The following is a 26954-nucleotide window of genomic DNA, read 5'->3' as shown; positions in this document are numbered from 1 at the left end:
CCGAGACCCTATGCTGAACTGGGAAGAAGAGACCTCTACCGCCAAACCGGCACCTGCCGCAGCACCGGCTGCGCCTGCATCGAACATTCTGGGCACGCAAGACGACACGCCGCACACGATCGCCTCGCAGTCGACGCGCCGCGTGAGCGCCTCGGACAAGCGCGTGATCAACGGCACGACGGACGTGAACCAACTGGTGCCGTTCAAGTACAAGTGGGCCTGGGAAAAGTACCTGGCCGGTTGCGCGAACCACTGGATGCCGCAGGAAATCAACATGTCGCGCGACATCGCCTTGTGGAAGGACCCGAACGGTCTGACCGAAGACGAGCGCCGAATCATCAAGCGCAACCTCGGCTTCTTCGTGACGGCCGACTCGCTTGCCGCGAACAACATCGTGCTGGGCACCTATCGCCACATCACCGCGCCGGAGTGCCGTCAGTTCCTGCTGCGTCAGGCGTTTGAAGAAGCGATCCACACGCATGCCTATCAGTACATCGTCGAAAGCCTGGGTCTGGACGAAGCCGAGATCTTCAACGCGTATCACGAAGTGGCATCGATTCGCGACAAGGACGAATTCCTGCTGCCGTTCATTGAGGTGGTCGCCGATCCGTCGTTCAAGACGGGTACGCAGGAAGCTGACCAGAAGCTGCTGCGTTCGCTGATCGTGTTCGCCTGCATCATGGAAGGCCTGTTCTTCTACGTGGGCTTCACGCAGATTCTGGCGCTGGGCCGTCAGAACAAGATGACCGGTGCTGCAGAGCAGTATCAGTACATCCTGCGCGACGAGTCGATGCACTGCAACTTCGGCATCGACCTGATCAACCAGGTGAAGCTGGAAAACCCGAATCTGTGGACGCCGGAATTCCGCGAAGAGATTCGCGAGCTGTTCAAGAAGGCAGTCGAGCTTGAGTATCGCTACGCAGAAGACACGATGCCGCGCGGCGTGCTCGGTTTGAACGCGGGCATGTTCAAGAGCTACCTGCGCTTCATCGCGAATCGTCGTTGCGCGCAGATCGGTCTCGAAGCGCTCTACCCGAACGAAGAGAATCCGTTCCCGTGGATGAGCGAGATGATCGACCTGAAGAAGGAGCGCAACTTCTTCGAAACGCGAGTGATCGAGTACCAGACCGGTGGCGCACTGAGCTGGGACTAAGCATTGAGTGAAAAATGGATGCGTCGCGTAAAGCGAGCATCCATGCGGGTTTCGAGAGGGTGGTGTGTGCGTGCATGGCACGCGTGACTGACGGAAGAGAAGACGAAGAAGAGGCGTCGGTCACACACATCATCCTCACTCGCACGTTGAAGTTCTCGCTTCGAAGTTGGCTTCGAAGATCGCTTCAGAGTTCGCAGTGAAGTGCACGTCGAAGACACAGCAGAGCACGTCGAAGACATCGAACACACGCATCGCACGCATCGACATGCGAGTGTGATGTGCATCAAATACAACAGATTGACTTCTTCGTTACGATTGATGTGCGCTTTTTTATGCACAAAGTATTAACATCGCATCACAAAAGAATTATTATTCGCTCAAATAAATTGCAGTCTCGATGAACACACGAAAGCACTCACTGCTTTCCTCCCGCGACAGAGAGCTGGTAGTTACGGAGCGTAAAAACCTTGGTGCATAGCAAGCTGTATCGCTTATCCGCTATCGCAATCTCCTCCATCCCGATGACGGGACAGGCAAGCTACCCCCCGAAGAATCTGGCGATCCCCCTTTCTCAAGACAATCGAATTGCTGGCGGCAATGTCGCCGGCAATTTTTTTGCGCGCGTGACCACATACGGTCAGCGTCATGCGCGCAGCGCCGAATTCATTAGCGTAAGCGGTCGTAGTCCGATGCGTACGCCGATGAATAGCCCGCTCGCCGGCGGTTCCCGCACGGTGGTCGGGTTTCCTTCTCAGGTAGTTTCGTTTGAGTGATCTCTCACGTTAAGGAGTTTTGTCATGGCTACGATTAAGAAGGCTGTTGCCAAGAAGCCGGCGGCTAAGAAAGCTGTTGCCAAGAAGCCCGTTGCAAAGAAGGCAGTTGCTGCCAAGAAGCCGGTAGCGAAGAAGGCAGTTGCTGCCAAGAAGCCGGTAGCAAAGAAGGCTGTTGCCGCTAAGAAGCCGGCAGCAAAGAAGGTTGCTGCTAAGAAGCCGGTTGCCAAGAAGGCAGCGGTGAAGAAGGTTGCAGCTAAGAAGCCGGTCGCCAAGAAGGCAGCGGTGAAGAAGGTTGCCGCTAAGAAGCCGGTTGCCAAGAAAGCAGCAGTGAAGAAGGTTGCCGCCAAGAAGCCGGTCGCCAAGAAAGCAGCAGTGAAGAAGGTTGCTGCCAAGAGGCCGGCCGCGAAGAAGGCAGTTGCTGCCAAGAAGCCGGCTGCGAAGAAGGCTGCTGCCAAGAAGCCTGCTGCTAAGCCTGCTGCGAAGAAGGCCGCTGCGAAGCCTGCCGCGAAGAAGCCTGCTGCTGCGAAGAAGCCGGCCGTCAAGAAGGTTGCCGCTAAGCCTGCTGCTGCTCCGGCCGCCGCACCCGCTGCTGCACCGAAGACTGCGCTGAACCCGGCAGCGGCATGGCCGTTCCCGACCGGCAGCCGTCCGTAATCCGAGTGCCGATGCAGGAACCAAGGCACTTAGGTGTCTTTTGACCGGGTAGGCCTACCCGGTCCGAAACCCGCTGTGATGAGCGATCGTCACAGCGGGTTTTTTCATGACGAAAAAAAATGGGCGACCCGAAGTCGCCCATGTTTCCGGTGTGACGTGTCGCCTTAGTGCGTTACACGCGTCACGCCGCCGCTCGAGAGCAGACGCACGCGCTGACCCGGCTGGAATGCCTCGTCGGCATCCTGAGTAATCGCGCGCAACTCACCGTTGTCCAGACGCACGGTGATCTCGAGACCGGCCTTCTTGCTCATGCGGCTTTCGATGGCCTGACCTGCCACAGCACCCAGCAGACCGCCGACGATGCCCGTCGCAATCGAACCGCGACCGCCACCGATGGCGCTGCCGCCGATGGCACCGAGTGCGCCGCCACCGGCGATGCCCAGAATGCCCGGGTCGCCGTTGCTGCTATCGATCGTGACCGGACGCACCGATTCGACCGTGCCCATGCGCACGACCTGTTCGCGTTGCGCCTGACGGCTGTTGTAGACGCTTGCCGAGTTGCTCGGGCCGAACGCCGTGCAGGCGGACAGTGTGAGCGACGCCGCAGCGGCGAGGATGATTAGCGGTGTGGTGAGTCGTGCCATCGTTATGCCTTTCGTCAAATCATTCGAAGCGGTGGCCGAACGCTTCTTCATATTGCGCTTCGATTTCCGAGCGCGTCGGTGCATACGTCTGCGGACCCTGCTCGGCAATCTTGAGCGAACCCATCAGGCTGGCCAGGCGGCCGGTGGTCGGCCAGTCGAGGCCCTTTTCGATGCCATAAAGCAAACCGCCACGGAACGCGTCGCCGCATCCGGTGGGGTCGACGACACGCTTGGCGGGCACGGCAGGAATGTCGTGTTGCTTGCCGCCGGCGAAGATCTGGGCCCCGTGTTCTCCGCGCGTGACGACAAGTGCCTCGACACGAGACTGGAGATCTTCCATCGACCATCCGGTCTTCGTGCAGAGGAGCTTGGCTTCGTAGTCGTTGACCGCGAGATACGTGGCAAGTTCCACCATGCGACGCAGTGCCTCAGGCGACAGAATCGGCAGGCCCTGACCCGGATCGAACATGAACGGCACGCCCGCAGCGGCGAAACCTTCGGCGTGCGTGAGCATGGCGTCCGAGGCGTCCGGAGCGACGATGCCGAGCGTGGCGCCCTTCGCATCCGCCACGCGGTTACGCGACGAGAACATCATCGCACCCGGGTGGAAGGCGGTGATCTGGTTGTTGTCCATATCGGTGGTGATCATCGCATTGGCCGTCATGCTGTCCGTGACCGTGCGCACGAACTCCGTCGTCATACCGAGCGACTGGAAGCGCTCAAGGTACGCGGCGCCATCTTCACCGACGGTCGCCATGACGACCGGCGCGCCGCCCAGCAGATGCAGGCTGTAGCCGATGTTGCCGGCGCAGCCGCCGAAGTTGCGGCGCATCGTCGGCACGAGGAAGCTGACGTTCAGGATGTGCACCTGATCAGGCAGGATGTGCTCGCCGAAGCGGCCTTCGAACGTCATGATGTTGTCGTAGGCCAGCGAGCCGCAGATCACGGTAGTCACGGGAAAATCCTTGCGAAAAGTAAGCGGGGGAGTGCCAGCGGAGGAACGCACGCGGCGAGGGACGACATGAGGTAACGATACCCCGGCGACCGCATGGTCGCATCGGGGCATCGTCACGAAGTTGAATTAGGACAGTGCGGCGAGCGCAGCGTCGTAATTCGGTTCGTTCTTGATTTCCGGCACCAGCTCCGCGTGCACGACACGGTTGTCGGCGTCGAGCACGACCACAGCACGTGCCGACACACCGGCGAGCGGGCCGGTCGTGATGGCAACACCGTAGTCCTTGAGGAACTCGCGACCGCGGATGGTCGAGAGCGTGACGACGTTGTTCAGACCTTCGGTGGCGCAGAAGCGGCTCATCGCGAACGGCAGGTCAGCCGAGATCACGAGCACGACGGTGTTGTCGAGCTTGCCTGCGGCTTCGTTGAACTTGCGGGTCGACGTAGCGCATGTCGGCGTATCGAGGCTCGGCACGATGTTGAGGACTTTGCGCTTGCCAGCGAAGTCGTCGAGCGTGACGTCTGCCAGTTTTGCGTTGACCAGCTTCAGCGCCGGTGCGGTCTGACCCTTCTGCGGGAACTGGCCGTCGACTTCGATGGGGTTGCCCCCGAGCGTGACTTGGGACATCTATATCTCCTAGGTTGAGTGCAACAGCGCTATCAGGGATAGAACGCGAGCACCCGGTAATTACTGGCTAGCGCTGCCTGCGCCGACAATCGTAACCGAATCGTGCGTTCATTGCGTGATGCCAGACCGGCATCGCGCATGGCTGCCCCGGTAACGTAGTCGTTCGCTGAAAAAACGCGACGCACGACCGGCTTTCCGTCGATATCCGAGAGCGTCAGTTCGAGCGACGGCCAGGCCAATGCATGGCCAGCTTCGTTGCGCACGAAGACGGTGAGCGTCATCGGCACGCTGTCGGTTGGGGCGTCGGTGGATGCAGCGGACGCGTCGCTCGCGGCGACTACCGACGCGACGCCGCTGTCGTCGTTGCTGCCGACGGCGTCGGTCACCAACGTCACGCTCGAAATCTGGATCTTGTCCGGCTGGCGCGGCAGTCCGACCGCCACATGCAGCGGGCGACCGATCGCGGCAAACACGCCGTGCAATGCCGGTATCCGGTCGATGAGCGCCGCGCGCTCGATCCATGCCCATTGGCAGAGCAGTGCGACGACGGCCAGCGTCATGAGCACGCGCCAGATCACGCGCGCCGCGCCGGGGCGCTTGTTCGCGTCGGTGGAAAGGGGGGGCGTTTCCGCGCGCAAGGAAGGCGAGGCCGTCGGCGCGGTGAGCACCGTGGGATCGTCGTCATCCATATAGCGGCCCGGGCCGTGCTGCATCTGCGCGCGGCTTTCGTCGGGCGAGCCGAGCAGGGCGGCGATGGCTGTGGGCGTCAGCATCTCCGGCACCGGCTTTTCGCTGGTGGCTGCGGACGATGAGGACGATGAAGGTGACGATGCACCTTCAGGCGTGGTTGGGCGAGTTGCCGTTGAGGTTGCCGACGCAGCGCCCGACGTCGCAAAAGCACTTTCCGTGGCACTGCTTGGGCTCGACGTCGCGTTGGGCGATGGCGAGGCAGGCGGAGTGTCGTCGGCCGGAGGATCGCAGAGATAAGCGCGGCCGTCGAACACCTCACGGCAATGGCCGCAGCGCACGAGGCCGTCGCGCAGCTTGAGCTGATCCGCGACGACGCGAAAAACGGTGTGGCAGTGAGGGCAGCGGGTAGCGAGAACGCGCGAGGACTGGGTCATGAGGCTCGGGGGACTCGTTGGACTCGTCGCATCGGGCGCATCGCGTGCGGCAGCGCGGCGGGCGGGCGGTTAACCTACGGACCCGGCGACGGACCCGGTGGCAGCCTGCCCGTGCAGGCAGACCCAGCCGTCGTGAGCGCGCCAGACCGACATCTTCATATAAGGCGCGTAGGCCGCGATCACCTCGTCGGCCTGCCGTTCCAGCACGCCGGACAGCGCAAGCCGTCCACCCGTGGCCACGCGCGACGTCAACATCGATGCGAGCAGCTTGAGCGGATTCGACAGAATATTGGCGACCACGATGTTGAACTGACCGTCACGCAGGTCGTCGGGCAAACCGTATTCGACCGGCGCGTGATTGCGTTCGCTGTTGTAGCGGGCGGATTCGACGGCTTGCGGATCGATGTCGATACCGATGACCGGATCGGCGCCGCACTTGCGCGCGAGAATGGCCAGGATGCCCGAGCCGCAGCCATAGTCGAGCAGCGACTGACCCGTCTGCACGTGCTGTTCGAGCCACTCCATGCAAAGGCGCGTCGTCGGATGGCTGCCGGTGCCGAAGGCCAGACCCGGGTCGAGTTCGAGAATGAGGGCGTCGGTGTCCGGTGCGTCGTGCCACGACGGCACGACCCAGATCCGCTGGCCGATCTGCATCGGCTCGAACTGCGACTGCGTCAGACGCACCCAGTCCTGTTCCTCCACGTCACGCAACGTGAAGGCAGGCGACTCGGCGAGTCCCAGTTCATTGACCGCCGCCGCGAGCAGCACGGCGGCGTCCTGATCTTCCCCCACCAGCGCGACCACGCGCGAGCGTTGCCACGCCGTGTCCGGCGGGGTCAGACCCGGCTCGCCGAACATCGGTTGCTCGTCGGGCGTGTCGGCATCCGCGTCTTCCACGGAGACCGACAGCACGCCCAGATCGAGCAGGGCGTCTGACAGGGCCTCGGCCTGGGCGCGGGCAACTTCTACGACGAGTTCGCGATACATAGCGAGTGATTCCTACGAATTAACGACTTAATTACCGCCGACGGCAGACTTCTGCGCCAGCTTGTGTTCCAGATAGTGAATGCTCGTGCCGCCTTCGACGAACTTGGCGTCGAGCATCAGTTCCCGGTGCAACGGGATGTTCGTCTGGATACCTTCGACCACGATTTCCGACAGGGCCACACGCATGCGGCGGATCGCCTGCTCGCGCGTTGCGCCGTAAGCGATCAGCTTGCCGATCATCGAGTCGTAGTTAGGCGGCACGAAGTAGCCGTTGTAAGCGTGCGTGTCGACGCGGATGCCGGGGCCACCCGGCATATGCCAGGCGGTGATACGACCCGGCGACGGCGTGAACTTGAACGGATCTTCGGCGTTGATACGGCATTCGATGGCGTGGCCACGGAACTCGATATCGCGCTGACGGTAGGCGAGCTTTTCGCCCGCCGCGATGCGAATCTGTTCCTGCACGATGTCGACGCCCGTGATCATTTCCGTGACCGGGTGTTCGACCTGCACGCGCGTGTTCATTTCGATGAAGTAGAACTCGCCGTTTTCGAACAGGAACTCGAACGTACCGGCACCGACGTAGCCCATCTTCTTGCACGCGTCGGCGCAACGATCGCCGATGCGCTCGATCAGACGACGCGGAATCAGCGGAGCCGTCGCTTCTTCGATCACCTTCTGGTGACGACGCTGCATGGAGCAGTCACGCTCACCCAGCCAGATCGCTTGCTTGTGCTTGTCGGCGAGAATCTGGATTTCGATATGGCGCGGGTTCTCGAGGAACTTCTCCATATAGACTTCCGGATTGCCGAAGGCACGACCGGCTTCTTCGCGCGTCATGTTGACCGCGTTCACGAGCGCCGCTTCCGTGTGCACCACGCGCATGCCGCGACCACCGCCGCCACCTGCTGCCTTGATGATCACCGGATAACCGACCTGACGTGCAATGCGCACGATTTCCTTCGGATCGTCGGGCAACGCGCCTTCCGAACCCGGCACGCACGGCACGCCGGTCTTGATCATCGTCTGCTTGGCCGACACCTTGTCGCCCATCAGGCGAATGGTTTCGGGGCGCGGGCCGATGAACGTGAAACCCGATTGCTCGACGCGCTCGGCGAAGTCGGCATTTTCGGAGAGGAAGCCGTAACCCGGGTGAATTGCCTGGGCGTCCGTCACTTCCGCCGCGCTGATCAGCGCAGGCATGTTCAGATAGCTCAGCGGCGAGGGGGCCGGACCGATACAGACCGCTTCGTCGGCGAGCTTGACGTACTTCGCTTCCTTGTCGGCTTCGGAATAGACCACGACGGTCTTGATGCCCATCTCGCGGCACGCGCGCTGGACGCGCAGAGCGATTTCGCCGCGGTTGGCGATGAGAATTTTTTCAAACATTATGTGCAGTCCTGCCCGTAAGGGGAGAGGAGCGGGGCCGGACGCTTCGTGTCGCCACGCGGCCGAAGGCTGCGGGCGGAGCGTCCGACAACCGGCATTAGCCGATCACGAACAGCGGTTGACCGTATTCCACGGCCTGACCGTTCTCGACGAGGATTTCCTTGATCACGCCGGCTTTGTCCGACTCGATCTCGTTGAGCAGCTTCATCGCTTCGATGATGCACAGCGTCTGGCCTTCCTTGACCGAGTCGCCGACTTGGGCGAACGGATCGGCGCCCGGCGACGGGGCGCGGTAGAACGTACCGACCATCGGCGACGTCACGATGTGGCCTTGCGGCAGTGCCGGTGCGGCAGGCGCTGCTGCGGCGGGCGATCCGACAGGAGCTTGCGCAGCGACTTGCGGCATGGCGGCCGGCATGGCCATCTGCATCGGGGCGGCGATCAGTTGCGGCGGTGCCTTGACGATGCGGACCTTGCCTTCGCCTTCGGTGACTTCGAGTTCGGAAATACCCGATTCGGCCACGAGGTCGATCAACGTCTTGAGTTTGCGCAAATCCATGAAGGAAGCTCCTTGATTCTGTATCGACGCGGGCGCAACGTCCCGCGAGAGGAAATGGGGTGTGAGAGGACTACCCGCCGGCGAGTCGCCGCAGGGCAAAATCGAGTGCGTAGGTATACCCGCGCCAGCCCAGGCCGCAGATCACACCTTGCGCAATATCGGAAAAGTACGAGTGATGCCGGAAGGCTTCGCGCGCATGAACGTTCGAGAGGTGAACTTCGACGAACGGGATGCCTACCCCGGCCAACGCGTCGCGAATGGCCACGCTCGTGTGGGTGTAGGCCGCCGGGTTGATGACGATGAAGTCGATCGACTCACCGCGCGCCGCCTGAATCCGGTCAACCAGTGCGCCTTCGTGATTGCTTTGGAATGTCGCCACCTCTGCACCCGCCGTCTGGGCCTGCGCCACAAGGGCGGAGTCGATGTCGGCCAGCGTCGTGCGACCGTACACCTCCGGCTCGCGAGTACCGAGCAGGTTCAGGTTGGGGCCGTGGAGCACGAGAATGCGGTGAGGCATCGGCGAATCAAATTTCACGAAATTGGGCGCAATTAAACGCCAGTTGGTGGATTTTGTCCAGTGGGGCGAAATAGGGGCTGCCCCTCAGGGGACCGCCGGTCACGTCCGGCGGGGCTTCCCGGGATGCCCTTCCCACTGTGTTAGGGTCAGATGAGCGGCTTGAGCGCGGCGCGGACCTCGTCCGAGGTGATGCGGCCCAGCTTCTCATAATGGACGCGGCCCTGCGGGTCGACGACGACCGTAAAGGGCAATGCGCCCGCCTTGTTGCCAAGCGCGCGGGCCAGGTCCGTACCGGCATAACCTGCCACGAGCAGCGGATAGTCCACTTTCACCTTTTGCTCGAACGCGATCATGTTCTGAGCCGTATCGATGCCGATGCCGACAAATTGCACGTTTTTCGTTCCGAACTCGGTGGAGAGCGCCTGCAAATCGGGCATTTCCTCGACGCACGGCCCGCACCACGGCGCCCAGAAGTTCACCACCAGCGTCTTCCCTTTCCACTGGGAGATGGCCTGATCGTTACCCTTAAGGTCGGGGAGACGGGTGGCGAGCAGTTGGGCGACGGCGGCGTCCGAGGCGCTCGGTGCTGGCTGGTTGCGGTGGCCGAGCCAGAATCCGCCTGCCAGCCCGACGAGGGCCAGAATCACCAGAATAACGATGCGTTTTGCCATGATGGATAGAAGGCGGAAGTGCCGGGATAAGACGGTAAACGAAAGACGAACCGTAATTGCGAAGAATTAGTGGCGATTGCGTCGTGATTGCGCTGTGATTGTGCCGTGATTTTGCCGCGAATGTGCGTCAGCCTACGATCCGCTCAGTGACTCGCTGCATGGCTGGTGGCTTCCGTCTGCGCGATCAGCGCTCGCAGCCCGTCGGCGTCGATCCGGACCGGACGGCCATTGCCGTCGGACGCCTTGAGCGCGCCACGCATGTCGTCCATCGAATAAAGCGACAGATGGACGCCCGCCGGTTCACCCTGCTGGCGACGTTCGCGCCAGAGAAAGCTCAACGTCTCGACCATCCCCCGGCCGTTGAAATGGCGACTCTCCGAGACTTCGTAGTCGATGCCCCGGTTCAGCAAGTCGATGGCCACTTCCTTGGGGTTGTCGCAAAAAGCCTGCAAGTAGATATCAGATAGCGCTGTGGCCGTGCCGTTATAGACCGCACCGGTGATGAACGGGCGGTAACGCGCCAGCTCTGTCATCACCGTCAGGGCGACCTGACGCAGATGCGCCAGCTCGGCGGGCTGGCTATCTGAGAGGAACGTTTGCACGTACTCCCGGACTTCCGCTTCGATCTGGTCGTTATCGGGCAGTAATTCACCAGCAATTCGCGATTCACCCGTTACCTGCTTGGCCGCTTTGCGCTTCGCCAAGGCGTAGTCGGCCCCCTCTTCGGCGATGAGGCGAGCGGCCGCCAGCGCGATTTCTTCGCGCAGGCGTTGGGCGTCGGTCCAGGATTTGCGTGTCATGCGAACGATGATACCCGAAAGGCATTGCGGTTCATGTGACAGGTACAATGGAGCCCCTGGCTTCTCTGCACTCCCATTTCCCGCACGGGTTCGGCCCGTCCTCACCACGCTCCCCATCCATGCATATTCATATTCTTGGCATCTGCGGCACGTTCATGGGCGGACTGGCAGTCCTCGCGCGTCAGGCCGGTCATACCGTCACGGGTTGCGACGCCAACGTCTATCCGCCGATGAGCACTCAGCTCGAGGCGCAGGGCATTCGCCTGATCGAAGGGTTCGATGCCGACCAGGTCTCGCTGGAGCCTGACCTGTTCGTGATCGGCAACGTCGTGTCGCGCGGCAATCCGCTGATGGAAGAGATCCTGAACCGGAATCTGCCTTACACGTCCGGCCCGCAATGGCTCGGCGAGCACGTGCTGTCGAAGAAGTGGGTGCTGGCGGTGGCCGGTACGCACGGCAAGACGACCACGACGTCGATGCTGACGTGGATTCTCGAAGACGCCGGGTACAACCCGGGCTTCCTCGTTGGCGGCGTGCCGATGAACTTTGGCATTTCGGCGCGGCTGACCGACAGCGACTTCTTCGTCATCGAGGCGGACGAGTACGACACCGCGTTCTTCGACAAGCGCTCGAAGTTCGTCCATTACCACCCGCGCACGGCCATCCTGAACAATCTGGAGTTCGATCACGCCGACATCTTCCCGGATCTGACGGCGATCGAGACGCAATTCCATCATCTTGTGCGTACCGTCCCCGGGCAGGGCCGCCTGATAGTGAACGGCCGCGAACCGGCGCTGGAGCGCGTGCTGACGCGCGGCTGCTGGAGCGAAGTCGAACGCTTCGGCGTGGCGGACGGCTGGCACGTGGCCGAAGCCAACGAAACGCTGGCGGCCGGACAGGAGGCGTTCTGGGTCCATCACGGGCCGAAGGCGGCGGGGGAAGTGAAGTGGGCGCTTCAGGGCGAACACAACCGGATGAATGCGCTCGCGGCACTGGCCGCCGCACGTCACGTGGGCGTGCCGCCGGAGCAGGGCGCCGCATCGCTGAGCAAGTTCCAGAACGTGAAGCGCCGTATGGAAGTGCGCGGTGAAGCCGCGGGTGTGACCGTCTACGACGACTTCGCCCATCATCCGACCGCTATCCAGACGACGTTGGCTGGTCTGCGCCGCCGCGCAGGCAAGGCCCGCATTCTGGCGGTGCTCGAACCGCGCTCCAACACGATGAAACTTGGCGTGATGAAGGCGCAACTGCCCGCGAGTCTGGCCGATGCCGATCTGGTGTTCGGCTATGGCGCGCCGTCCGGCAAGGATTCGCTCGGCTGGAATCTGACTGAAGCGCTCGCACCGTTGGGCTCGCGCGCTCAGGCGTTCAGCGACATCGACGGGCTGGTGCGCGCGGTGAGCGCAGCCGCGCAGCCGGGCGACCAGATCGTGGTGATGAGTAACGGCGGCTTTGGCGGCATTCATCAGAAATTGCTGGATGCACTGGCGGCGCGTGCGCACTGACTTGGTTTTATCGGGGCTCCCATGATTCTCTATTTGCACGGCTTTCGTTCTTCGCCGCGTTCGTTCAAGGCGCAGTTGATGGCTGCCCGTATGCACCGGCTCGGTCTGGGGCACGACTGGGCGTGCCCGCAGTTGCCGCCGTCGCCGCTCGCCGCCGTCGTCGATGCGCAGCGCCTGCTGACCGGCGTGAGCGCCGACGAGTTGACCATCGTGGGTAGCTCGCTGGGCGGCTACTACGCAACGTATCTCGCAGAAAAGCTGGGTTGCCGCGCCGTGCTGCTCAATCCGGCAACGCGGCCGTATGACGATCTCGGTAAATGGCTCGGCGAGCAGCCGATGTGGCACGGCGGTGGTTCCATCGTCGTCGAACCGCGCCATCTGGACGAACTCCGTATGATCGACGTGGCGCAGATCACCCGTCCCGAGCGCTATTACCTGGTGGCCGCGACCGGCGACCAGACGCTGGATTATCGCGACATGGTGGCAAAATTCCCTGGCGCGAAGCTCACGCTGATTGAGGGGAGCGACCACGGGATTTCCGATTTCGCTAACTATATGGACGACGTGCTGCGTTTCGCCGGCATCGACGTTCCGCCTTCGCCCGACGCAGCAAGCCCGTTCGCGGGCGAATGACGCGTTACCCCGTTCTGTCCTAAACCGCCGTAGTTTGGCGGGCTACAATATCGCCTATTGCGATCGATGGCTGTTTCATGAACATTTTTTTTGAGGAATCCGGCGGCTTCAAGGCTGGCACGGTGTTGTCGCAGCAGGGCGAGTCGTATCAGGTGGAGTTGCCTGGCGGGCGTCGCAGCAAGATCAAGGGACGCGACGTTCTGCTACGTTTCGAGTCGCCCACGCCCGCCGAGCTGATCGCGCAGGCACAGGCCGCAGCACAGGATATCGATATGAGTTTCCTGTGGGAGTGCGCGCCAGCTGACGAATTCGCGTTTCCCGTCCTCGCCTCCGAGTATTTCGGGGAGGGCGCGAGCGTTGCGCAGCAGGCCGGGCTGGCGTTGGCCTTGCAGGCGTCGCCGATCTATTTCCGCCGCAAAGGCCGCGGTCAGTATCAGCGCGCCGCGCAGGAACAGCTCGAAGCCGCACTGGCCGGACTGGCGCGTAAGCAACAGCAAGCGGAGTTGCAGCAGTCGTACGCCGACCAGATGATCGCTGGCTCGCTGCCGGACGCGCTCAAGGGCAAGGAACTGCAACTGCTGTTCCGTCCCGATAAGAACGCGCTCGAATGGAAGGCGCTCGATGCGGCGGCCATCGCGCTGGGCAAGACCCACGCCGAGGTGATGCTGGCGTGTGGCGGCATTGCGTCGCCGCGCGCTTATCACGAGGCCGCCTTCCTCTACGAACACTTCCCGCGCGGTACCGGCTTCCCCGATCTGGGACCGACGCCGCTGCCGTCCGACGATCTGCCGCTGGCCGACGTGCAGGCGTTCTCGATCGACGATTCGACGACGACCGAAATCGACGACGCCCTCTCGGTGCAACTGCTGCCGGACGGTCTGCTGCGCGTGGGTATCCACATTGCGGCACCGGCGCTGGGCATCACCCGCGGCGACGCCATCGACGAGATCGCTCGTGTGCGTTTGTCGACGGTCTATTCGCCCGGCGAGAAGATCACCATGCTGCCCGATTCGGTGGTCGAGACTTATACGCTCGCCGAAGGGGGCGCGCGTCCGGCGCTGTCGCTGTATGTCGTGGTCAAGGCCGACACGTATGAGATCGTGACGACCGAGACGCGCGCAGAACTTGTGCCGATCTCCGCCAACCTGCGTCACAACGAACTCGACGCCATCATCACGGCAGAAACGCTGGCCGATGGCAGCGGCGACTATCCGCACAAGGAAGAGCTGCGTCTGCTGTGGCCGTTTGCGCAATCGCTGTACGACAAGCGTCAGGCCGCGCGCGTGGGCTACGGTCTGCGCCCGGAAGTGCAGAACAAGACCGACTTCAATTTTTATGTCGACGGCGAGCACGTCACGATCAAGCAGCGTCTGCGTGGCGCACCGCTTGATCTGATCGTCGCCGAAATGGCGATTCTCGCGAACAGCCGCTGGGGACGCCTGCTGGCCGAATGCGGTGTGCCGGGTATCTACCGCGCACAACGCGCCTACGGCGTGAACCGCACGCGCATGCAGACGTCGCCCGCCCCGCACGAAGGGCTGGGTGTCGAGCAGTACGCGTGGAGCACGTCGCCGCTGCGTCGCTATGTCGACCTTGTGAACCAGTGGCAACTGATCGCCTGCGTGCGTCACGGCGTGACCGCCAAACTGGCCGCGCCGTTCAAGCCGAAAGATGCCGATCTCTATGCAACGGTGTCGAGCTTCGAGGCGGCGTACGCGGCCTATGGCGAACATCAAAGCCGCATGGAGCGCTACTGGTGCATGCGCTGGCTGATTCAGGAGAACAAGTCGCAGGTGCAGGCGAGTGTGCTCAAGGGCGATACCGTTCGTCTGAACGATATCCCGCTCACGCTTATCGTGCCGGGCCTCGGACTGCACGCGCGCGGCACGCAGATCATGCTCGACGTGCTGTCGTTCGACGTCGTCACGCTCAGTATTTCGGTGCGCATCTCGCAGGTGCTTGGCGCGAGCCAGACCGAACTCGCGGATGACGACGACGAAGGTGACGGCGGTGCCGGTGACGGTGGTGAAGGTGGCGAGAGCGGCGGCGCTGACGGTGCCGAAGGGACCGACGGTGGCGAAGGCTCCGACTCGTCCGAGTCGTCTGAGGGCGATGTCGGTGCGGCGGGTGCTGCCGAAGGCGCTGCTGACGATGGCGACACCGTGTCCGCCCGGGGCGATGACTCGGTCGCGGCGTCCGACGCCGGATCACCGATGGCCGCCGCGCTCATGGCGGCAGGGGCGCACGACGCTTCGGCTAGCCCCGCGTGCTGAAACCGGCTTTGCCCTCCGGCGACCTGGCCGCGGCGCGACGTCGCGGCTGGTCGCTAATGCGCGAGCATCCGCTCGCCACCGGCCTGATCTTTTCGGCGGTGGTGCATTTGCTCGCGCTGGCTGTGCATTTCGTTGCGCCCGACAGTTTCCGGTTGCACAGCGCTGATACGCCCCTCGAAGTCGTCCTCGTCAATGCGAAGTCGGCCAACGCGCCGGACAAGGCGACGGCGCTCGCGCAGGCCAACCTTGTCGGTGGCGGGGAGCATGATGGCGAACGCGCCACGTCGCCCCTGCCGTCGCAGGCTATCGAGCGCGATGGCGCCCCTGTCGCACAGGTCCAGCGCAATGTGAGCGACCTGGAAGCGATGCAGGAGAAGCTGCTTTCGCAGCTACACAGTCAGTACGCCACCACGCCCGAGGCGCAGCGCAATCGCGCCGACACGCCACAGCGGGGTCATGGACTCGACGACCAGACGGTCGACCAGCAGATCGCGCGCCTGCAGGCAGAAATCGACAAGCAACTGCGGGCCTATCAAACACGCCCTAAGCGAGGTCAGGTGACGGCGAACACGCGCGAAGTTGCGTACGCCAGATACTTCGATGGTCTGCGTCATCGTATCGAGCGTTATGGCACGGAGCACTTCCCGCAAATCGGCAACGACCGGCTGTACGGCGAGCTGATCGTCACGCTCAATGTGAATCAACGGGGCGGGTTGGGGTATCACAAGGACGGTTGGAACGTCGTTGGCGTGGAGGTGACACGCAGTTCCGGCAATCGGGATCTGGATCGACGCGCGGTCGCGATCGTACAGGCCAGCGCGCCGTTCGGCGACTTCTCGTCCGAGATGAAGCAGCGTTACGACATCCTCGAAATCGTCACGCGAATGACATTTACGCGTCAGGGTGTGCAAGCGCAAACGCTCACTGCACCGGCGCAGGACAACCCGCAATAGCACACCGGTGTGGCCGCAGCAGACTGCTTTCCCTTTGGGATCGTGGTGGGCGAACCTTTCCAAGCATTTCTATAATTGCTGGGTTTTCCCGATCTCGAAAAATCCGCCATGAAATGGATTGTTCTGGCGATCATTGCTGCTTGTGCTGTGTATGTGCATTTCCGCGGTAAGGTTCGCCATAAATTCTTCCGCCAACTCTCCGACCATTCGACGTTCCTGTCACCACTGAACGTCTTTATGTACACCTTTTCGCGTGTACCCACGACGCCTTATCTGAAGTCCGACCACTTCCCCGAACTGGAGCCTTTGCGTCAGAACTGGGAGGCGATTCGTGCCGAAGCAATGTCGTTGCTCGACGCGCGCCGTATCAAAGCGTCCGACAAGTACAACGATGTCGGCTTCAATTCGTTCTTCAAAAGCGGTTGGAAGCGGTTCTACCTGAAGTGGTATGACGAATCGTATCCGTCCGCCAACGCGCTGTGCCCGGTCACAACCGATCTCGTGCGCAAGATTCCGACGATCAAAGCCGCGATGTTTGCCGAATTGCCGCATGGCAGCCGACTAGTGCGTCACCGCGATCCGTACGCCGGTTCGCTGCGCTATCACCTCGGGCTGGTCACGCCGAACGACGACCGTTGTTACATCGATGTCGACGGCCAGCGTTATAGCTGGCGCGATGGCGAGGGCGTGATGTTCGATGAGACATATATTCACTACGCCGAGAACCAGAGCGGCCAGAACCGTATCATTCTGTTTTGCGACGTCGAGCGCCCGATGAGGTACCGCTGGACGCAGGCCATCAACCGTTGGTTCGGCCGTCATCTGGTGGGCGCAGCAGCGTCGCCGAACGACGCAGGTGACCGTACCGGCGGCTTGAACAAGGTGTTCAAGTATATTTACTCGATTCGCATCGTCGGCAAACGTCTGAAGGCGTGGAACCGTAACGTGTACTATGCGGTGAAATGGGCGTTGTTCGGAAGCATCCTGCTATGGATTCTCTGGTGAGCGCCTGACGCCGTATCGGCCGACGACCTGCTGCATGAATATCAGCGGCGCCTGAGCGAAAGCCAGGCGCCGCGTCTTTGAAAACGATGACAAACCAAACGCCTGCCGGGGATTTGCCAGCCGATCGCTACGCCGTGATCGGTCATCCTGTCGAACATAGCCAGTCGCCTTTCATTCACGCCGAGTTTGCGCGGGAGACGGGGCAGCGACTCGTCTACGAGCGTCTGCTCGCACCGCTCGACGCCTTTGCCGCCACGGTGCGCACGTTCATCGAACAAGGGGCGCGCGGAGCCAACGTCACCGTTCCGTTCAAGCTGGAAGCCCATGCATTGGCGGATCGGCTCACCGAGCGCGCGCAAGCGGCGGGGGCCGTCAACACGCTGATATTCGACGCGCAAGGCGTCACCGGCGACAACACGGATGGCGTCGGTCTGGTGCGGGACATCGAAGGCCCGCTCGGTGTGACGCTCACTGGGCGCCGCGTGTTGCTGTTGGGCGCGGGTGGCGCGTCGCGCGGTGCGATGCTGCCGCTGATCGAGGCGAAACCGGCGGCGCTCTTCGTTGCGAATCGCACGGCGGCGCGCGCCGACGAACTCGTCGCCCGATTTGCCGACGCGGCTGCACGTCACAACGTGGCGTTGGGCGGTGGCGGCTGGGATGCCGTCCCCGCTGGATTCGACGTCGTCATCAACGCCACGGCCGGTAGCCTCCAGGGCGAAGTCCCGCCGTTGCCCGCAGGCGCCTATGCCGCCGGTTCGCTCGCGTACGACATGATGTACGGGCCGCAGCCAACGGTCTTCATGACGCACGCGTTGGCCTTCGGCGCGGCGAAGGCGTCGGACGGGCTGGGCATGCTCGTCGAGCAGGCGGCCGAAGCGTTTGCTGTATGGCGCGGTGTGCGACCGTCGACCGAGGTCGTGCGCGCAGCGCTGCGTGCCCGGCTCAACGCCAAAAGCTGATCGTGCCGATGGCTGCCCAGCGACACACACACGGACTTCGCGCGCTAACGGCACCCGTCGCAAACGCGCGTGGGGGCCGTGGCAATGGGCGGGCTACTTCATCACGCTGCTGATCGTGGGCGTGCTGGCGACGCAGCTTTACTACTTCCTGCAAATCGGCTGGTGGGTGCGCTTCAATCCGCAATCGACGGCGTTCATGCGTGCCGCCGAAGCGCGGCTTCATGACACGGATCCGAAAGCGACACTGCGTCACGAATGGGTGTCGTACGACCAGATTTCGCGCAATCTGAAACGCGCGATCATCGCCAGCGAAGACGCGAACTTCGTCAATCACGACGGCTACGAAATCGACGCAATGCTCGGCGCGTGGGAGAAGAATCAGAAGAAGGGGCGCATCGTGGCGGGCGGCTCGACCATTTCGCAGCAACTGGCGAAGAATCTGTTTCTGTCGAGCGAGAAGAGCTACCTGCGCAAGGCGGAGGAATTCACCATCACCTGGATGCTTGAATTCTGGATGGACAAGCAGCGCATCTTCGAGATTTATCTGAACTCGGTGGAGTGGGGCGAGGGCGTGTTCGGGGCAGAGGCGGCGGCACGCTACTACTACGGCATTCCGGCGTCGAAGCTCTCGCCGTGGCAGGCTGCGCGGCTCGCGGTCATGTTGCCGCGTCCGCGCTACTTCGACACGCATCGCAATTCCCCGTATCTCGCGCAACGCGCCGGGGTCATTGCGCGTCGGATGGGGGCGGCTGAGTTGCCGCAGTAGCGGTTACCCGCGGTAGCCGCCCCGTCGCGCTCGGCCGGATGCGATCAATGTCGCGGCTGCGCCGCGTCCGGGATGGTTTGCGTAGGCACTTGCATGACCGTGCGCGTCGGATAAGGCAGCGAACAGCCGACGCCCTCAACCGTCTCCTTCACATTACGCTGCAGATCCCAATACAGTCCCCAGTAGTTGCCCAGCAACGACCAGACGCGCACGTTCACGATCACGGCGCTGTCGCTGACCTGCTTGACCATGATTTCGGGCGCGGGCTTGTCGAGCACACGCTGATCGTCCGACACGTGTTGGCGCAACGCGCTCATCGCGGCGTCGAGGTCGTCGTCCAGCGCAATGCCCACCGTGATTTCCATGCGACGGGTCGCGTTGCGGCTGTAGTTCGTGATCGGCTGTCCCCAGATCTGGTTGTTCGGAACGCAGACGTAAATGCCGTCCGCATTCGTGAGTGTCGTCGTGAACAGACCGATCTCTTCGACGGTGCCCGCCACGGTAGACCCGGCCGTCACATAGTCGCCATTACGGAACGGGCGCAGCACCAGCAGCATCGTGCCTGCGGCAATGTTCTGCAACGTGCCTTGCAGCGCCAGACCGATGGCCAGACCTGCAGCGCCGAGGACTGCAATGATGCTCGCCGTCTGCACGCCGAACTGCGCGAGTACCGCAATGATCGTGATGATGCGCACGGACCACAGCACCACCGACTCGATCAGCGGTTTGAGCGTGGCGTCGAAATGCGGTGAGCGACTGAGCGTCTTGTGGACGAAACGGGACAAGCGCTTCGCGACCCAGAAGCCGACCAGCAGGATCAGCACGGCCTGCAGGAACGACAAGCCGTAGTGCACGGCGTTCGCCGCTAGAAAACCTGTCACGGCGTCGAAAGACGTGAGCGGGGTAGTAACTTCCGCCATTTTTGATTTCTCCCTGTTCGGTGACGTTTCCGCGAGAAGCAGCAAGAAACGTCGATAGAAGCGTCGATAAAAGCGTCAATGAAAGCGCCGAGGCGGACGCCGATGAAAGCGTGCCGACAAAGGCGTCGATATCAAAGTTGACGCAAAGTGCGTAGATTGGTTCGCCGAGCTTGCCAGCGAACGCCATCGAATCGCGTGAAATCACAGACTTTAGGAATATTCCTACGAACGATTCCGGTGCTGGCCGACAGGGGGCGGCGAGTGGGCTGCTTCGACCGGTGTGCCGCCATTGGCGTGACTGTGGCGCGGCTGCTACACTGGCGTCGCCTTGTAGCAGGGAGAATCCCGTTTGATCAATGCCTTCGTCATCCATCATGGCCGCCTGCAACAGGTGACCTGTGATCATCCCAGCGATCTGGCCAGCGTTTCGCCGGTCTGGGTCGATCTCCACAGCGAGTCCGAAGAGGAACGTCGCTGGGTCGAAGAGGCCTACAAGGTCAAGCTGCCTTCACGTGACGAAGTGACGGATATCGAAGCCTCGGCGCGATATTACGAAGACGATGACGGCGTGTTGCACATCCGCACCGATTTTCTGCTCGACGACGAAGAGCAGTCGCGCAACGTCCCGGTTGCGTTCGTGGTGGTCAAGGATCTGCTGATTTCCGTGCACGACGAAGATCTGCCGGTATTTCGACTGGTGCGCATGCGTGCGCGCATTCGTCCCGGTTCCGTGCGCGACGCCATGGATGTGCTGCTCGACCTTTACTCGACCGACGCCGAATATTCGGCCGATTCGCTCGAAGGGGTCTATGCGGCACTCGAAGAGGTCAGCAAGCGGGTGCTGGGCAAGAACCTCACCGATGCGGATGCCGCCAAGGCACTCGAAAGCGTTGCCGCGCAGGAAGACTTGAACGGGCGCATTCGCCGCAACGTCATGGATACGCGACGGGCGGTGTCGTTCCTCATGCGCGCCCGTATGCTGAAGGACGAGCAATATCAGGAAGGCAAGCAGATCATGCGCGATATCGAGTCGCTCGATAATCACACCGCGTATCTGTTCGACAAGATCAACTTCCTGATGGACGCCACCATCGGCTTCATCAACATCAACCAGAACAAGATCATCAAGATCTTTTCGGTGGCTGCCGTTGCTTTCCTGCCGCCGACGCTGATCGCCAGTATTTACGGCATGAACTTCCAGATGATGCCGGAGCTGCGATGGGAGGTCGGATACCCGTTCGCACTGGGTCTGATGATCGTTTCGGCTATCGCGCCGTTCCTGTATTTCCGTTATCGCGGCTGGCTCGATTGAGGCTTCCGTGACGTCATGCGAAGGCCGGTGCAACGCTGGCTTTCGGAAAGTTCGCAAGGGGAAAGCCGCCGAGCAGGTAAAATGACGGCCTTGCTGGATCGAACCAGACTCGAATCACTCTCCGTCGGATTACCACCGCCGGAACCCCGCCGGAACTCCGTCATGAAATTCACCGAAGCTCTCAACGCCGCCTGGACGCGCAACAACTCGCTGCTGTGTGTCGGCCTTGACCCCGAACCGTCGCGTTTCCCTGCGCATCTGGAAGGCAAACCCGACGCGATTTTCGAGTTCTGCCGTCAGATCGTGGACGCGACCGCGCCCTACGCCAGCGCGTTCAAGCCGCAGATTGCTTATTTCGCTGCGCATCGCGCCGAAGAACAGCTCGAACAACTGATCGCGCACATCCATGCCGATCATCCGGGGCTGCCGGTGATCCTCGACGCTAAGCGCGGCGATATCGGCAGCACGGCCGAGCAATATGCCCGCGAAGCTTTCGAGCGTTATCGCGCGGACGCCGTCACGGTGAATCCTTACATGGGTTTCGATTCGCTGGAGCCGTATCTCGCGCATCCCGACAAGGGCGTGATCGTCCTGTGCCGGACGTCGAACCCCGGCGGCAGCGATCTGCAATTCCTGGATGTCGACGGCAAGCCGCTGTATCAGACGGTGGCACGACTGGCGGCAGGGCCGTGGAACACGAGCGGTCAGATTGGTCTGGTCGTTGGCGCTACGTTCCCGACGGAGATCGCCACTGTGCGTAGCCTCGTCGGCGACATGCCGCTGTTGATTCCGGGCGTTGGCGCGCAAGGCGGCGATGTCGAGGCGACGGTGACCGCCGGGCGCACCGCCAATGGCGCAGGCATGATGATCAATTCGTCGCGTGCCATCATCTACGCGGGCCGCGACGAACACTTCGCCGACGCTGCTGCTGCAGCCGCCCTGAAGACGCGCGACAGCATCAACGCCTATCGTTGAACCGTTGCGGAACAATGCGAGATCGGTGCCTGACGCATCGCTCTTCGAGCACAAAAAAACAGCGCCTCGCGAATTCGCAGGCGCTGTTTTTTTATAGACTGCGTTGGATTACGCTTCGCCCTTGTCGAGCAACTCGATGACGCCGCGCAGCGCGTATTGCGCCGCCTGACTACGCACCTGCGTTCGGTCGCCTTTGAAGTGCTTCGTCTCGACGATGGTGATGACGCGATTGCTCCAGCCGAAGCAGACCATGCCCACCGGCTTGTCAGCCGTTCCGCCGCCGGGACCGGCGACACCGGTGATCGACAGCGAGATCTGCGCACGGCTGTTAAGCAGCGCGCCTTCCGCCATGGCGCGGGCCACCGGTTCACTCACTGCGCCGTGTTTGTCGATCAACTCGGGCGGCACGCCGATCATCTCGGACTTGGCCTGATTCGAGTACGTCACGAAGCCGCGCTCGAACCAGTTGCTGCTCCCGGAGACATCAGTGATGGCCGCAGCGACGAGACCGCCGGTGCACGATTCGGCCGTTGCCAGCATCAGGCGCTCATCGCGCAGACGGTTGCCGACTTTCACCGACAATTGGGCCAGAAGATTTTGTTCGGAAACCACGAGACGACGCCTTCAAAAAATTCAGATCGAGCGCCAGAGCGCAATGACGAGCAACGTGCAGAATGCGGCGACCAGATCGTCCAGCATGATGCCGAGACCGCCCTTGACGGTCCGGTCGAAGTAGCTGATAGGCGGCGGCTTGACCGCATCGAAGAAGCGGAACAGCACGAACGCGACCAATTGACCGACGAAGCTCGCGGGTGTGATGAGCAGCAACACGATCCAGAACGCGACGATCTCATCCCACACGACAGCGCTCGGGTCCTGCACGCCAAGCTTGCGTGCGGTAAAGCTGCAGATCCAGATGCCGCCGATGATGGAGGCGGCGATCAGCACCGCCCAGCCCGTTACCGTCAGATACAGATTCAGCACCAGATATGAAGCCCAGCCGAAAAGCGTACCTACCGTGCCCGGTGCGAACGACGACAAGCCCGTGCCGAAGCCGAGCGAAAACAGATGTGCGGGGTGCGACAGCAGGAAACGCGAGTTCGGCCGGTGCGGGCCGCTGCCCGGATTGACGGCGGCCGTTTGATCAGTGCTCATTGGAAATGGTCGAAACTTTTGAAATCGGCAGCGACGCTCGCGCCCGTATTGTCATGGAGATGCAGCATCGTTCGGCGCGCGTCGGGAAGCGCTATTGTACCGATACGAGTGACGCGCATCCCGAGTTCGTCGCCGATCGCTTCGATTCGCCCGCGCTGGGTGGCATCGGCGCAGAAACAAAGCTGGTAGTCGTCTCCTCCTGCGAGCGTGCACAGCCGCTGAATGTCTGAGGACTGCGTGCCGAGCAAGTCCGAGCGCGGCAGCGCATCGACATCGATTCTTGCGCTCATCGAGGATCGTTCGAGAATGTGTCCGAGGTCACCGATCAGACCGTCCGAGATATCCAGGGCGGAGCGCGCCACGCCGCGCAATGCCAGCCCGAGCTTCACTTGCGGTTCCGGCCAATCCATCGCCCGGCGGGCGAGCGCGAGTTCACTGTCCTGCAAGGACCATTCGCCGCGCAGCGCCCCGAGCGCGAGGCGTGCATCGCCCAGCGTGCCGGAGACCCAGATGTCGTCACCGGGCTGCGCCGCGTCCCGACGTAGCGCCTGTGCGCCGGGCACGCTGCCAAAGACCGTCACGCAGAGATTGCGTGGGCCGCGTGTCGTGTCGCCGCCGACGAGCGGGCAAGCGTAACGGTCCGCCAGTTCGGTAAGGCCTTGCGCAAATGGCCCAAGCCACGCCGGATCGCTGTCGGGCAACGCAAGCGCCAGCGTGAAACCCAGCGGTCGTGCGCCCATCGCGGCCAGATCCGACAGGTTCACGGCGAGTGTCTTATGGCCGAGCGCGCGGGGGTCGACGTCCGCAAAAAAATGGCGGCCTTCCACAAGCATGTCGGTCGAGATCGCCAGTTGTTCACCTGCGGGCGGACGCATCAGAGCGCAATCGTCGCCGATGCCGAGCGTCACATGCTCGCCCTGCTGCGTCGCTCCGGCAAAGAAGCGTTCGATCAGCGAAAACTCGGACAGCGACGGGGGCGACGACGATGCGGCGGTGGAATGTGAGGTCATGGGTAACGAGGCAGTGTTACGACGCAAACCCCTATTCTAAGAGGGCGTGAGCGCTTTCCCAAGCGGGCAAACGGACTTGGGTCCCGTTTTCAGACGCCTTCTCATGCCGGTCTCGGACAACGCCCTATTGGTTTTTCATCCGTTGTCCGAAAACGCGCTCAATGCTGCAATGCAGCGTTGAGTTTGCGCAGAATATTCGCCACTATCAGCTTGGAATTGCTTCATTGCGAGCGTGGCCGTTATCCGTTTTTTGCATAAATGACGTGAATAAATAGGGCTACAATTCGCACTGAAAATTTGACCCTCCTGTTCGCCAAGAGCTTCCCCTCATGCCCACGCCGATCGATCCGAAACTGCGCGAAGCTGCGCTCGAGTATCACGAATTTCCCACCCCCGGCAAAATCGCTATCGCGCCGACCAAGCAGTTGCTGAACCAGCGCGATCTGGCGCTGGCGTACTCGCCGGGCGTTGCAGCCGCGTGTGAGGAAATCGTTGTAGATCCGCTCAATGCTTCGCGCTACACCGCGCGTGGCAATCTGGTCGGCGTGATTACGAACGGCACCGCCGTGCTGGGCCTCGGCGATATCGGGCCGCTGGCATCGAAGCCGGTGATGGAAGGCAAGGGCGTGCTGTTCAAGAAGTTCGCCAATATCGATGTGTTCGACATCGAAATTGCGGAGAAGGACCCGGAGAAGCTGGTCGACATCATCGCGGCGCTCGAACCGACGTTTGGCGCGATCAACCTCGAAGACATCAAGGCACCCGAGTGTTTCATCGTGGAGCGCAAGCTGCGCGAGCGCATGAAGATTCCGGTCTTCCACGACGATCAGCACGGCACGGCCATCGTGGTGGCGGCGGCGCTGATTAACGGGCTGAAGGTCGTCAACAAGGACCTTGCGTCGGTCAAGGTCGTGACGTCGGGCGCAGGTGCGGCAGCACTCGCCTGTCTGGATCTGCTCGTGGACATGGGACTCCCCATCGAGAACATCTGGGTAACGGATCTGGCCGGGGTCGTGTACGAGGGGCGTACCGAACTGATGGACCCCGAGAAGATTCGCTTTTCGCAGAAGACGGAAGCCCGCGGTCTGGCCGATGTGATCGGCGGTGCCGACGTGTTCCTCGGACTGTCGGCCGCTGGCGTGCTGAAGCCGGAAATGGTGAAGACGATGGCCGATAAGCCGCTGATCTTCGCGCTGGCCAACCCGAATCCGGAAATCACGCCGGAACTGGCGAAGGAAGTGCGTCCGGATTGCGTGATGGCGACCGGCCGCACGGACTATCCGAACCAGGTCAACAACGTGCTGTGCTTCCCGTTCATTTTCCGTGGCGCTATCGACGTCGGTGCGACGACGATCACGCGCTCGATGGCAATTGCGGCGGTGAACGCGCTCGCAGAACTGGCGCGTCAGGAGCAGAGCGATATCGTGGCTTCGGCCTATGGCATCAAGAATCTGTCGTTCGGCCCGGAATACCTGATTCCGAAGCCTTTCGATCCGCGTCTGTTGGTGAAGGTCGCCACCGCAGTGGCGGAAGCCGCGATGGCAGCCGGTGTGGCAACGCGCCCGCTGGCGGACGTCGACGCCTATTCGCAGTCGCTTCAGCAGTTCGTGTATCACAGCGGTGGTCTGATGAAACCGCTGTTCTCGGTGGCGCGTAGCGTGCCGGCCGATAAGAAGCGCATCGCCTTCGCCGAGGGCGAAGAGGAACGTGTGCTGCGTGCCGTCCAAGTGCTCGTGGATGAGCGCGTCGCAACGCCGGTGCTCGTGGGTCGCCCGGCCGTGATCGAGCATCGCATTCAGCAGTACGGTCTGCGCCTCACGCCGGGTGTCGACTTCACCGTGGTCAATCCGGAACACGACGAGCGCTATCGCGATTACTGGGAGACGTATCACCGTCTGACGAATCGCAAGGGCGTCACGGCGTCTTACGCGCGCGTGGAAATGCGTCGCCGCACGACGCTGATCGCAGCCATGCTGGTGAGCAAGGGCGAAGCGGATGGCATGATCTGCGGCACGGTGTCGACACCGGGACGTCACCTGCACTTTATCGATCGTGTCATCGGCAAGCGCGAAGGCGGCAACGTCTATGGCGCGATGAACGCGCTGGTGCTGCCGAATCGTCAACTCTTCCTGGTCGATACCCACATCAATCAGGACCCGACGGCAGAGCAACTGGCCGAAATCACGCTGATGGCGGCCGACGAGATCCGTCGTTTCGGTATCCAGCCGAAGGTCGCGCTCCTGTCGCATTCGAACTTCGGTACGAGCGATGCGAATTGCGCACGCAAGATGCGCGAAACGCTGGAAATTCTGCAGGAGCGTGCGCCGGAATTGGAAGTCGATGGCGAGATGCACGGTGACTGCGCATTGGACCCGGAGCTGCGCGCGCGCATCATGCCGGATTCGACGCTGACCGGTGCGGCCAACCTGCTGGTGATGCCGAATATCGACGCCGCCAACATCGCCTATAACCTGCTCAAGACCGCTGCCGGTAACAATGTGGCGATCGGGCCGATTCTGCTGGGTGCGGCGAAGCCGGTGCACATCCTGACCGAATCGGCGACGGTGCGTCGCATTATCAATATGGCGGCGCTGGTCGTGGCCGACGCGGCTGCGCAACAACAGGGGCGCTGAGG

27 protein-coding genes are annotated in these 26954 nt (G+C 62.1%); 13 read left to right on the top strand and 14 right to left on the bottom strand.

From position 1 onward, the window contains the following. The first annotated feature begins 10 nt into the window (after positions 1-10). From ACIQWO_RS22685 to ACIQWO_RS22675, 3 genes are all read left to right on the top strand, one after another. Entirely contained in the window at positions 11-1153 is a 1143-nt protein-coding gene (locus ACIQWO_RS22685; protein ID WP_039393274.1) for a ribonucleotide-diphosphate reductase subunit beta, read from the top strand. Positions 1154-1620: 467 nt separating this feature from the next. Then, positions 1621-1926, top strand: a complete 306-nt coding sequence (locus tag ACIQWO_RS22680) for a hypothetical protein (RefSeq protein WP_150737384.1) — start codon at positions 1621-1623, stop codon at positions 1924-1926. Positions 1927-1950: 24 nt separating this feature from the next. Further along, positions 1951-2580, top strand: a complete 630-nt coding sequence (locus tag ACIQWO_RS22675; RefSeq protein WP_402829094.1) for a histone H1-like DNA-binding protein — start codon at positions 1951-1953, stop codon at positions 2578-2580. A 164-nt stretch (positions 2581-2744) separates the two neighbouring features. On the opposite strand, the gene ACIQWO_RS22670 is transcribed toward ACIQWO_RS22675, so the two are convergent. From ACIQWO_RS22670 to ACIQWO_RS22625, 10 genes are all read right to left on the bottom strand, one after another. Further along, the gene (locus ACIQWO_RS22670) at positions 2745-3224 is read right to left on the bottom strand and encodes a membrane protein (protein ID WP_039401436.1); all 480 of its coding nucleotides are present in this window, start codon (positions 3222-3224) and stop codon (positions 2745-2747) included. A gap of 19 nt (positions 3225-3243) precedes the next feature. After that, positions 3244-4179: a carbohydrate kinase family protein gene (locus ACIQWO_RS22665; RefSeq protein WP_402829092.1), complete on the bottom strand. Its 936-nt coding sequence runs from the start codon at positions 4177-4179 to the stop codon at positions 3244-3246. 126 nt (positions 4180-4305) lie between these two features. After that, positions 4306-4806, bottom strand: coding sequence for a thiol peroxidase (gene tpx / locus ACIQWO_RS22660; protein ID WP_402829090.1), 501 nt, complete (start codon positions 4804-4806; stop codon positions 4306-4308). A gap of 32 nt (positions 4807-4838) precedes the next feature. Continuing rightward, positions 4839-5930, bottom strand: a complete 1092-nt coding sequence (locus ACIQWO_RS22655; RefSeq protein WP_402829087.1) for a DUF3426 domain-containing protein — start codon at positions 5928-5930, stop codon at positions 4839-4841. Between the two features lie 69 nt (positions 5931-5999). Beyond that, the gene (gene prmA / locus ACIQWO_RS22650; protein ID WP_402829085.1) at positions 6000-6917 is read right to left on the bottom strand and encodes a 50S ribosomal protein L11 methyltransferase; all 918 of its coding nucleotides are present in this window, start codon (positions 6915-6917) and stop codon (positions 6000-6002) included. A 27-nt stretch (positions 6918-6944) separates the two neighbouring features. Continuing rightward, on the bottom strand, positions 6945-8306 hold the full coding sequence (accC, locus tag ACIQWO_RS22645; RefSeq protein ID WP_402829083.1) for an acetyl-CoA carboxylase biotin carboxylase subunit: 1362 nt from the start codon (positions 8304-8306) through the stop codon (positions 6945-6947). A gap of 97 nt (positions 8307-8403) precedes the next feature. After that, positions 8404-8865: an acetyl-CoA carboxylase biotin carboxyl carrier protein gene (accB, locus tag ACIQWO_RS22640; protein WP_402829081.1), complete on the bottom strand. Its 462-nt coding sequence runs from the start codon at positions 8863-8865 to the stop codon at positions 8404-8406. 70 nt (positions 8866-8935) lie between these two features. Next, a complete protein-coding gene (gene aroQ, locus ACIQWO_RS22635; protein ID WP_039393255.1) occupies positions 8936-9382 on the bottom strand; it encodes a type II 3-dehydroquinate dehydratase in 447 nt (148 codons plus the stop codon). A gap of 146 nt (positions 9383-9528) precedes the next feature. Beyond that, entirely contained in the window at positions 9529-10053 is a 525-nt protein-coding gene (locus tag ACIQWO_RS22630; protein ID WP_402829079.1) for a TlpA family protein disulfide reductase, read from the bottom strand. A gap of 143 nt (positions 10054-10196) precedes the next feature. Then, positions 10197-10853: a UDP-N-acetylmuramate--alanine ligase gene (locus ACIQWO_RS22625; RefSeq protein ID WP_402829077.1), complete on the bottom strand. Its 657-nt coding sequence runs from the start codon at positions 10851-10853 to the stop codon at positions 10197-10199. 119 nt (positions 10854-10972) lie between these two features. On the opposite strand from ACIQWO_RS22625, the gene mpl reads away from it, so the two are divergent. From mpl to mtgA, 7 genes are all read left to right on the top strand, one after another. Further along, positions 10973-12358, top strand: a complete 1386-nt coding sequence (gene mpl / locus ACIQWO_RS22620; protein ID WP_402829075.1) for a UDP-N-acetylmuramate:L-alanyl-gamma-D-glutamyl-meso-diaminopimelate ligase — start codon at positions 10973-10975, stop codon at positions 12356-12358. A 21-nt stretch (positions 12359-12379) separates the two neighbouring features. Further along, positions 12380-12991, top strand: coding sequence for a YqiA/YcfP family alpha/beta fold hydrolase (locus ACIQWO_RS22615; RefSeq protein WP_402829073.1), 612 nt, complete (start codon positions 12380-12382; stop codon positions 12989-12991). 77 nt (positions 12992-13068) lie between these two features. Then, positions 13069-15264, top strand: coding sequence for a ribonuclease catalytic domain-containing protein (locus ACIQWO_RS22610; protein WP_402829071.1), 2196 nt, complete (start codon positions 13069-13071; stop codon positions 15262-15264). Beyond that, positions 15258-16217: an energy transducer TonB gene (locus ACIQWO_RS22605; RefSeq protein WP_402829069.1), complete on the top strand. Its 960-nt coding sequence runs from the start codon at positions 15258-15260 to the stop codon at positions 16215-16217. Before ACIQWO_RS22610 ends, ACIQWO_RS22605 begins: the two co-directional genes overlap by 7 nt. 108 nt (positions 16218-16325) lie before the next feature. Further along, positions 16326-17222, top strand: coding sequence for a lipid A hydroxylase LpxO (gene lpxO, locus ACIQWO_RS22600; protein ID WP_402829067.1), 897 nt, complete (start codon positions 16326-16328; stop codon positions 17220-17222). A gap of 86 nt (positions 17223-17308) precedes the next feature. Next, positions 17309-18181, top strand: coding sequence for a shikimate dehydrogenase (gene aroE, locus ACIQWO_RS22595; RefSeq protein WP_402829065.1), 873 nt, complete (start codon positions 17309-17311; stop codon positions 18179-18181). 100 nt (positions 18182-18281) lie between these two features. Further along, a complete protein-coding gene (gene mtgA, locus ACIQWO_RS22590) occupies positions 18282-18947 on the top strand; it encodes a monofunctional biosynthetic peptidoglycan transglycosylase (protein WP_402829216.1) in 666 nt (221 codons plus the stop codon). 44 nt (positions 18948-18991) lie between these two features. On the opposite strand, the gene ACIQWO_RS22585 is transcribed toward mtgA, so the two are convergent. Beyond that, positions 18992-19867 carry a mechanosensitive ion channel family protein gene (locus ACIQWO_RS22585; protein ID WP_150666560.1) on the bottom strand — a complete coding sequence of 292 codons (876 nt, stop codon included), beginning with the start codon at positions 19865-19867 and terminating at the stop codon, positions 18992-18994. A gap of 349 nt (positions 19868-20216) precedes the next feature. On the opposite strand from ACIQWO_RS22585, the gene corA reads away from it, so the two are divergent. Both corA and pyrF read left to right on the top strand, forming a co-directional pair. Continuing rightward, positions 20217-21179 carry a magnesium/cobalt transporter CorA gene (gene corA / locus ACIQWO_RS22580; protein ID WP_039393240.1) on the top strand — a complete coding sequence of 321 codons (963 nt, stop codon included), beginning with the start codon at positions 20217-20219 and terminating at the stop codon, positions 21177-21179. A 162-nt stretch (positions 21180-21341) separates the two neighbouring features. After that, positions 21342-22154, top strand: coding sequence for an orotidine-5'-phosphate decarboxylase (gene pyrF / locus ACIQWO_RS22575; protein WP_402829062.1), 813 nt, complete (start codon positions 21342-21344; stop codon positions 22152-22154). A gap of 108 nt (positions 22155-22262) precedes the next feature. Here the strand turns inward: pyrF and ACIQWO_RS22570 are convergent, their stop codons facing one another. From ACIQWO_RS22570 to thiL, 3 genes are read right to left on the bottom strand one after another with little or no spacing between them, the layout of a single operon-like run. Further along, positions 22263-22766 (bottom strand): CinA family protein, encoded by a 504-nt coding sequence (locus ACIQWO_RS22570; RefSeq protein WP_402829060.1) that lies wholly within the window; start codon positions 22764-22766, stop codon positions 22263-22265. A 21-nt stretch (positions 22767-22787) separates the two neighbouring features. Continuing rightward, positions 22788-23309, bottom strand: coding sequence for a phosphatidylglycerophosphatase A (locus tag ACIQWO_RS22565; protein WP_402829058.1), 522 nt, complete (start codon positions 23307-23309; stop codon positions 22788-22790). Further along, the gene (gene thiL, locus ACIQWO_RS22560; protein ID WP_402829056.1) at positions 23306-24319 is read right to left on the bottom strand and encodes a thiamine-phosphate kinase; all 1014 of its coding nucleotides are present in this window, start codon (positions 24317-24319) and stop codon (positions 23306-23308) included. Before thiL ends, ACIQWO_RS22565 begins: the two co-directional genes overlap by 4 nt. Before the next feature lie 329 nt (positions 24320-24648). Between thiL and ACIQWO_RS22555 the strand changes: the two genes are divergently transcribed. Further along, positions 24649-26952 carry an NADP-dependent malic enzyme gene (locus tag ACIQWO_RS22555; protein ID WP_402829054.1) on the top strand — a complete coding sequence of 768 codons (2304 nt, stop codon included), beginning with the start codon at positions 24649-24651 and terminating at the stop codon, positions 26950-26952. Positions 26953-26954: the final 2 nt, after the last annotated feature.

Origin of the sequence: Pandoraea sp. NPDC090278 (assembly GCF_044772185.1) — a bacterium.
Lineage (GTDB): Bacteria > Pseudomonadota > Gammaproteobacteria > Burkholderiales > Burkholderiaceae > Pandoraea.
This window is presented reverse-complemented; position numbering and strand designations above follow the sequence as displayed.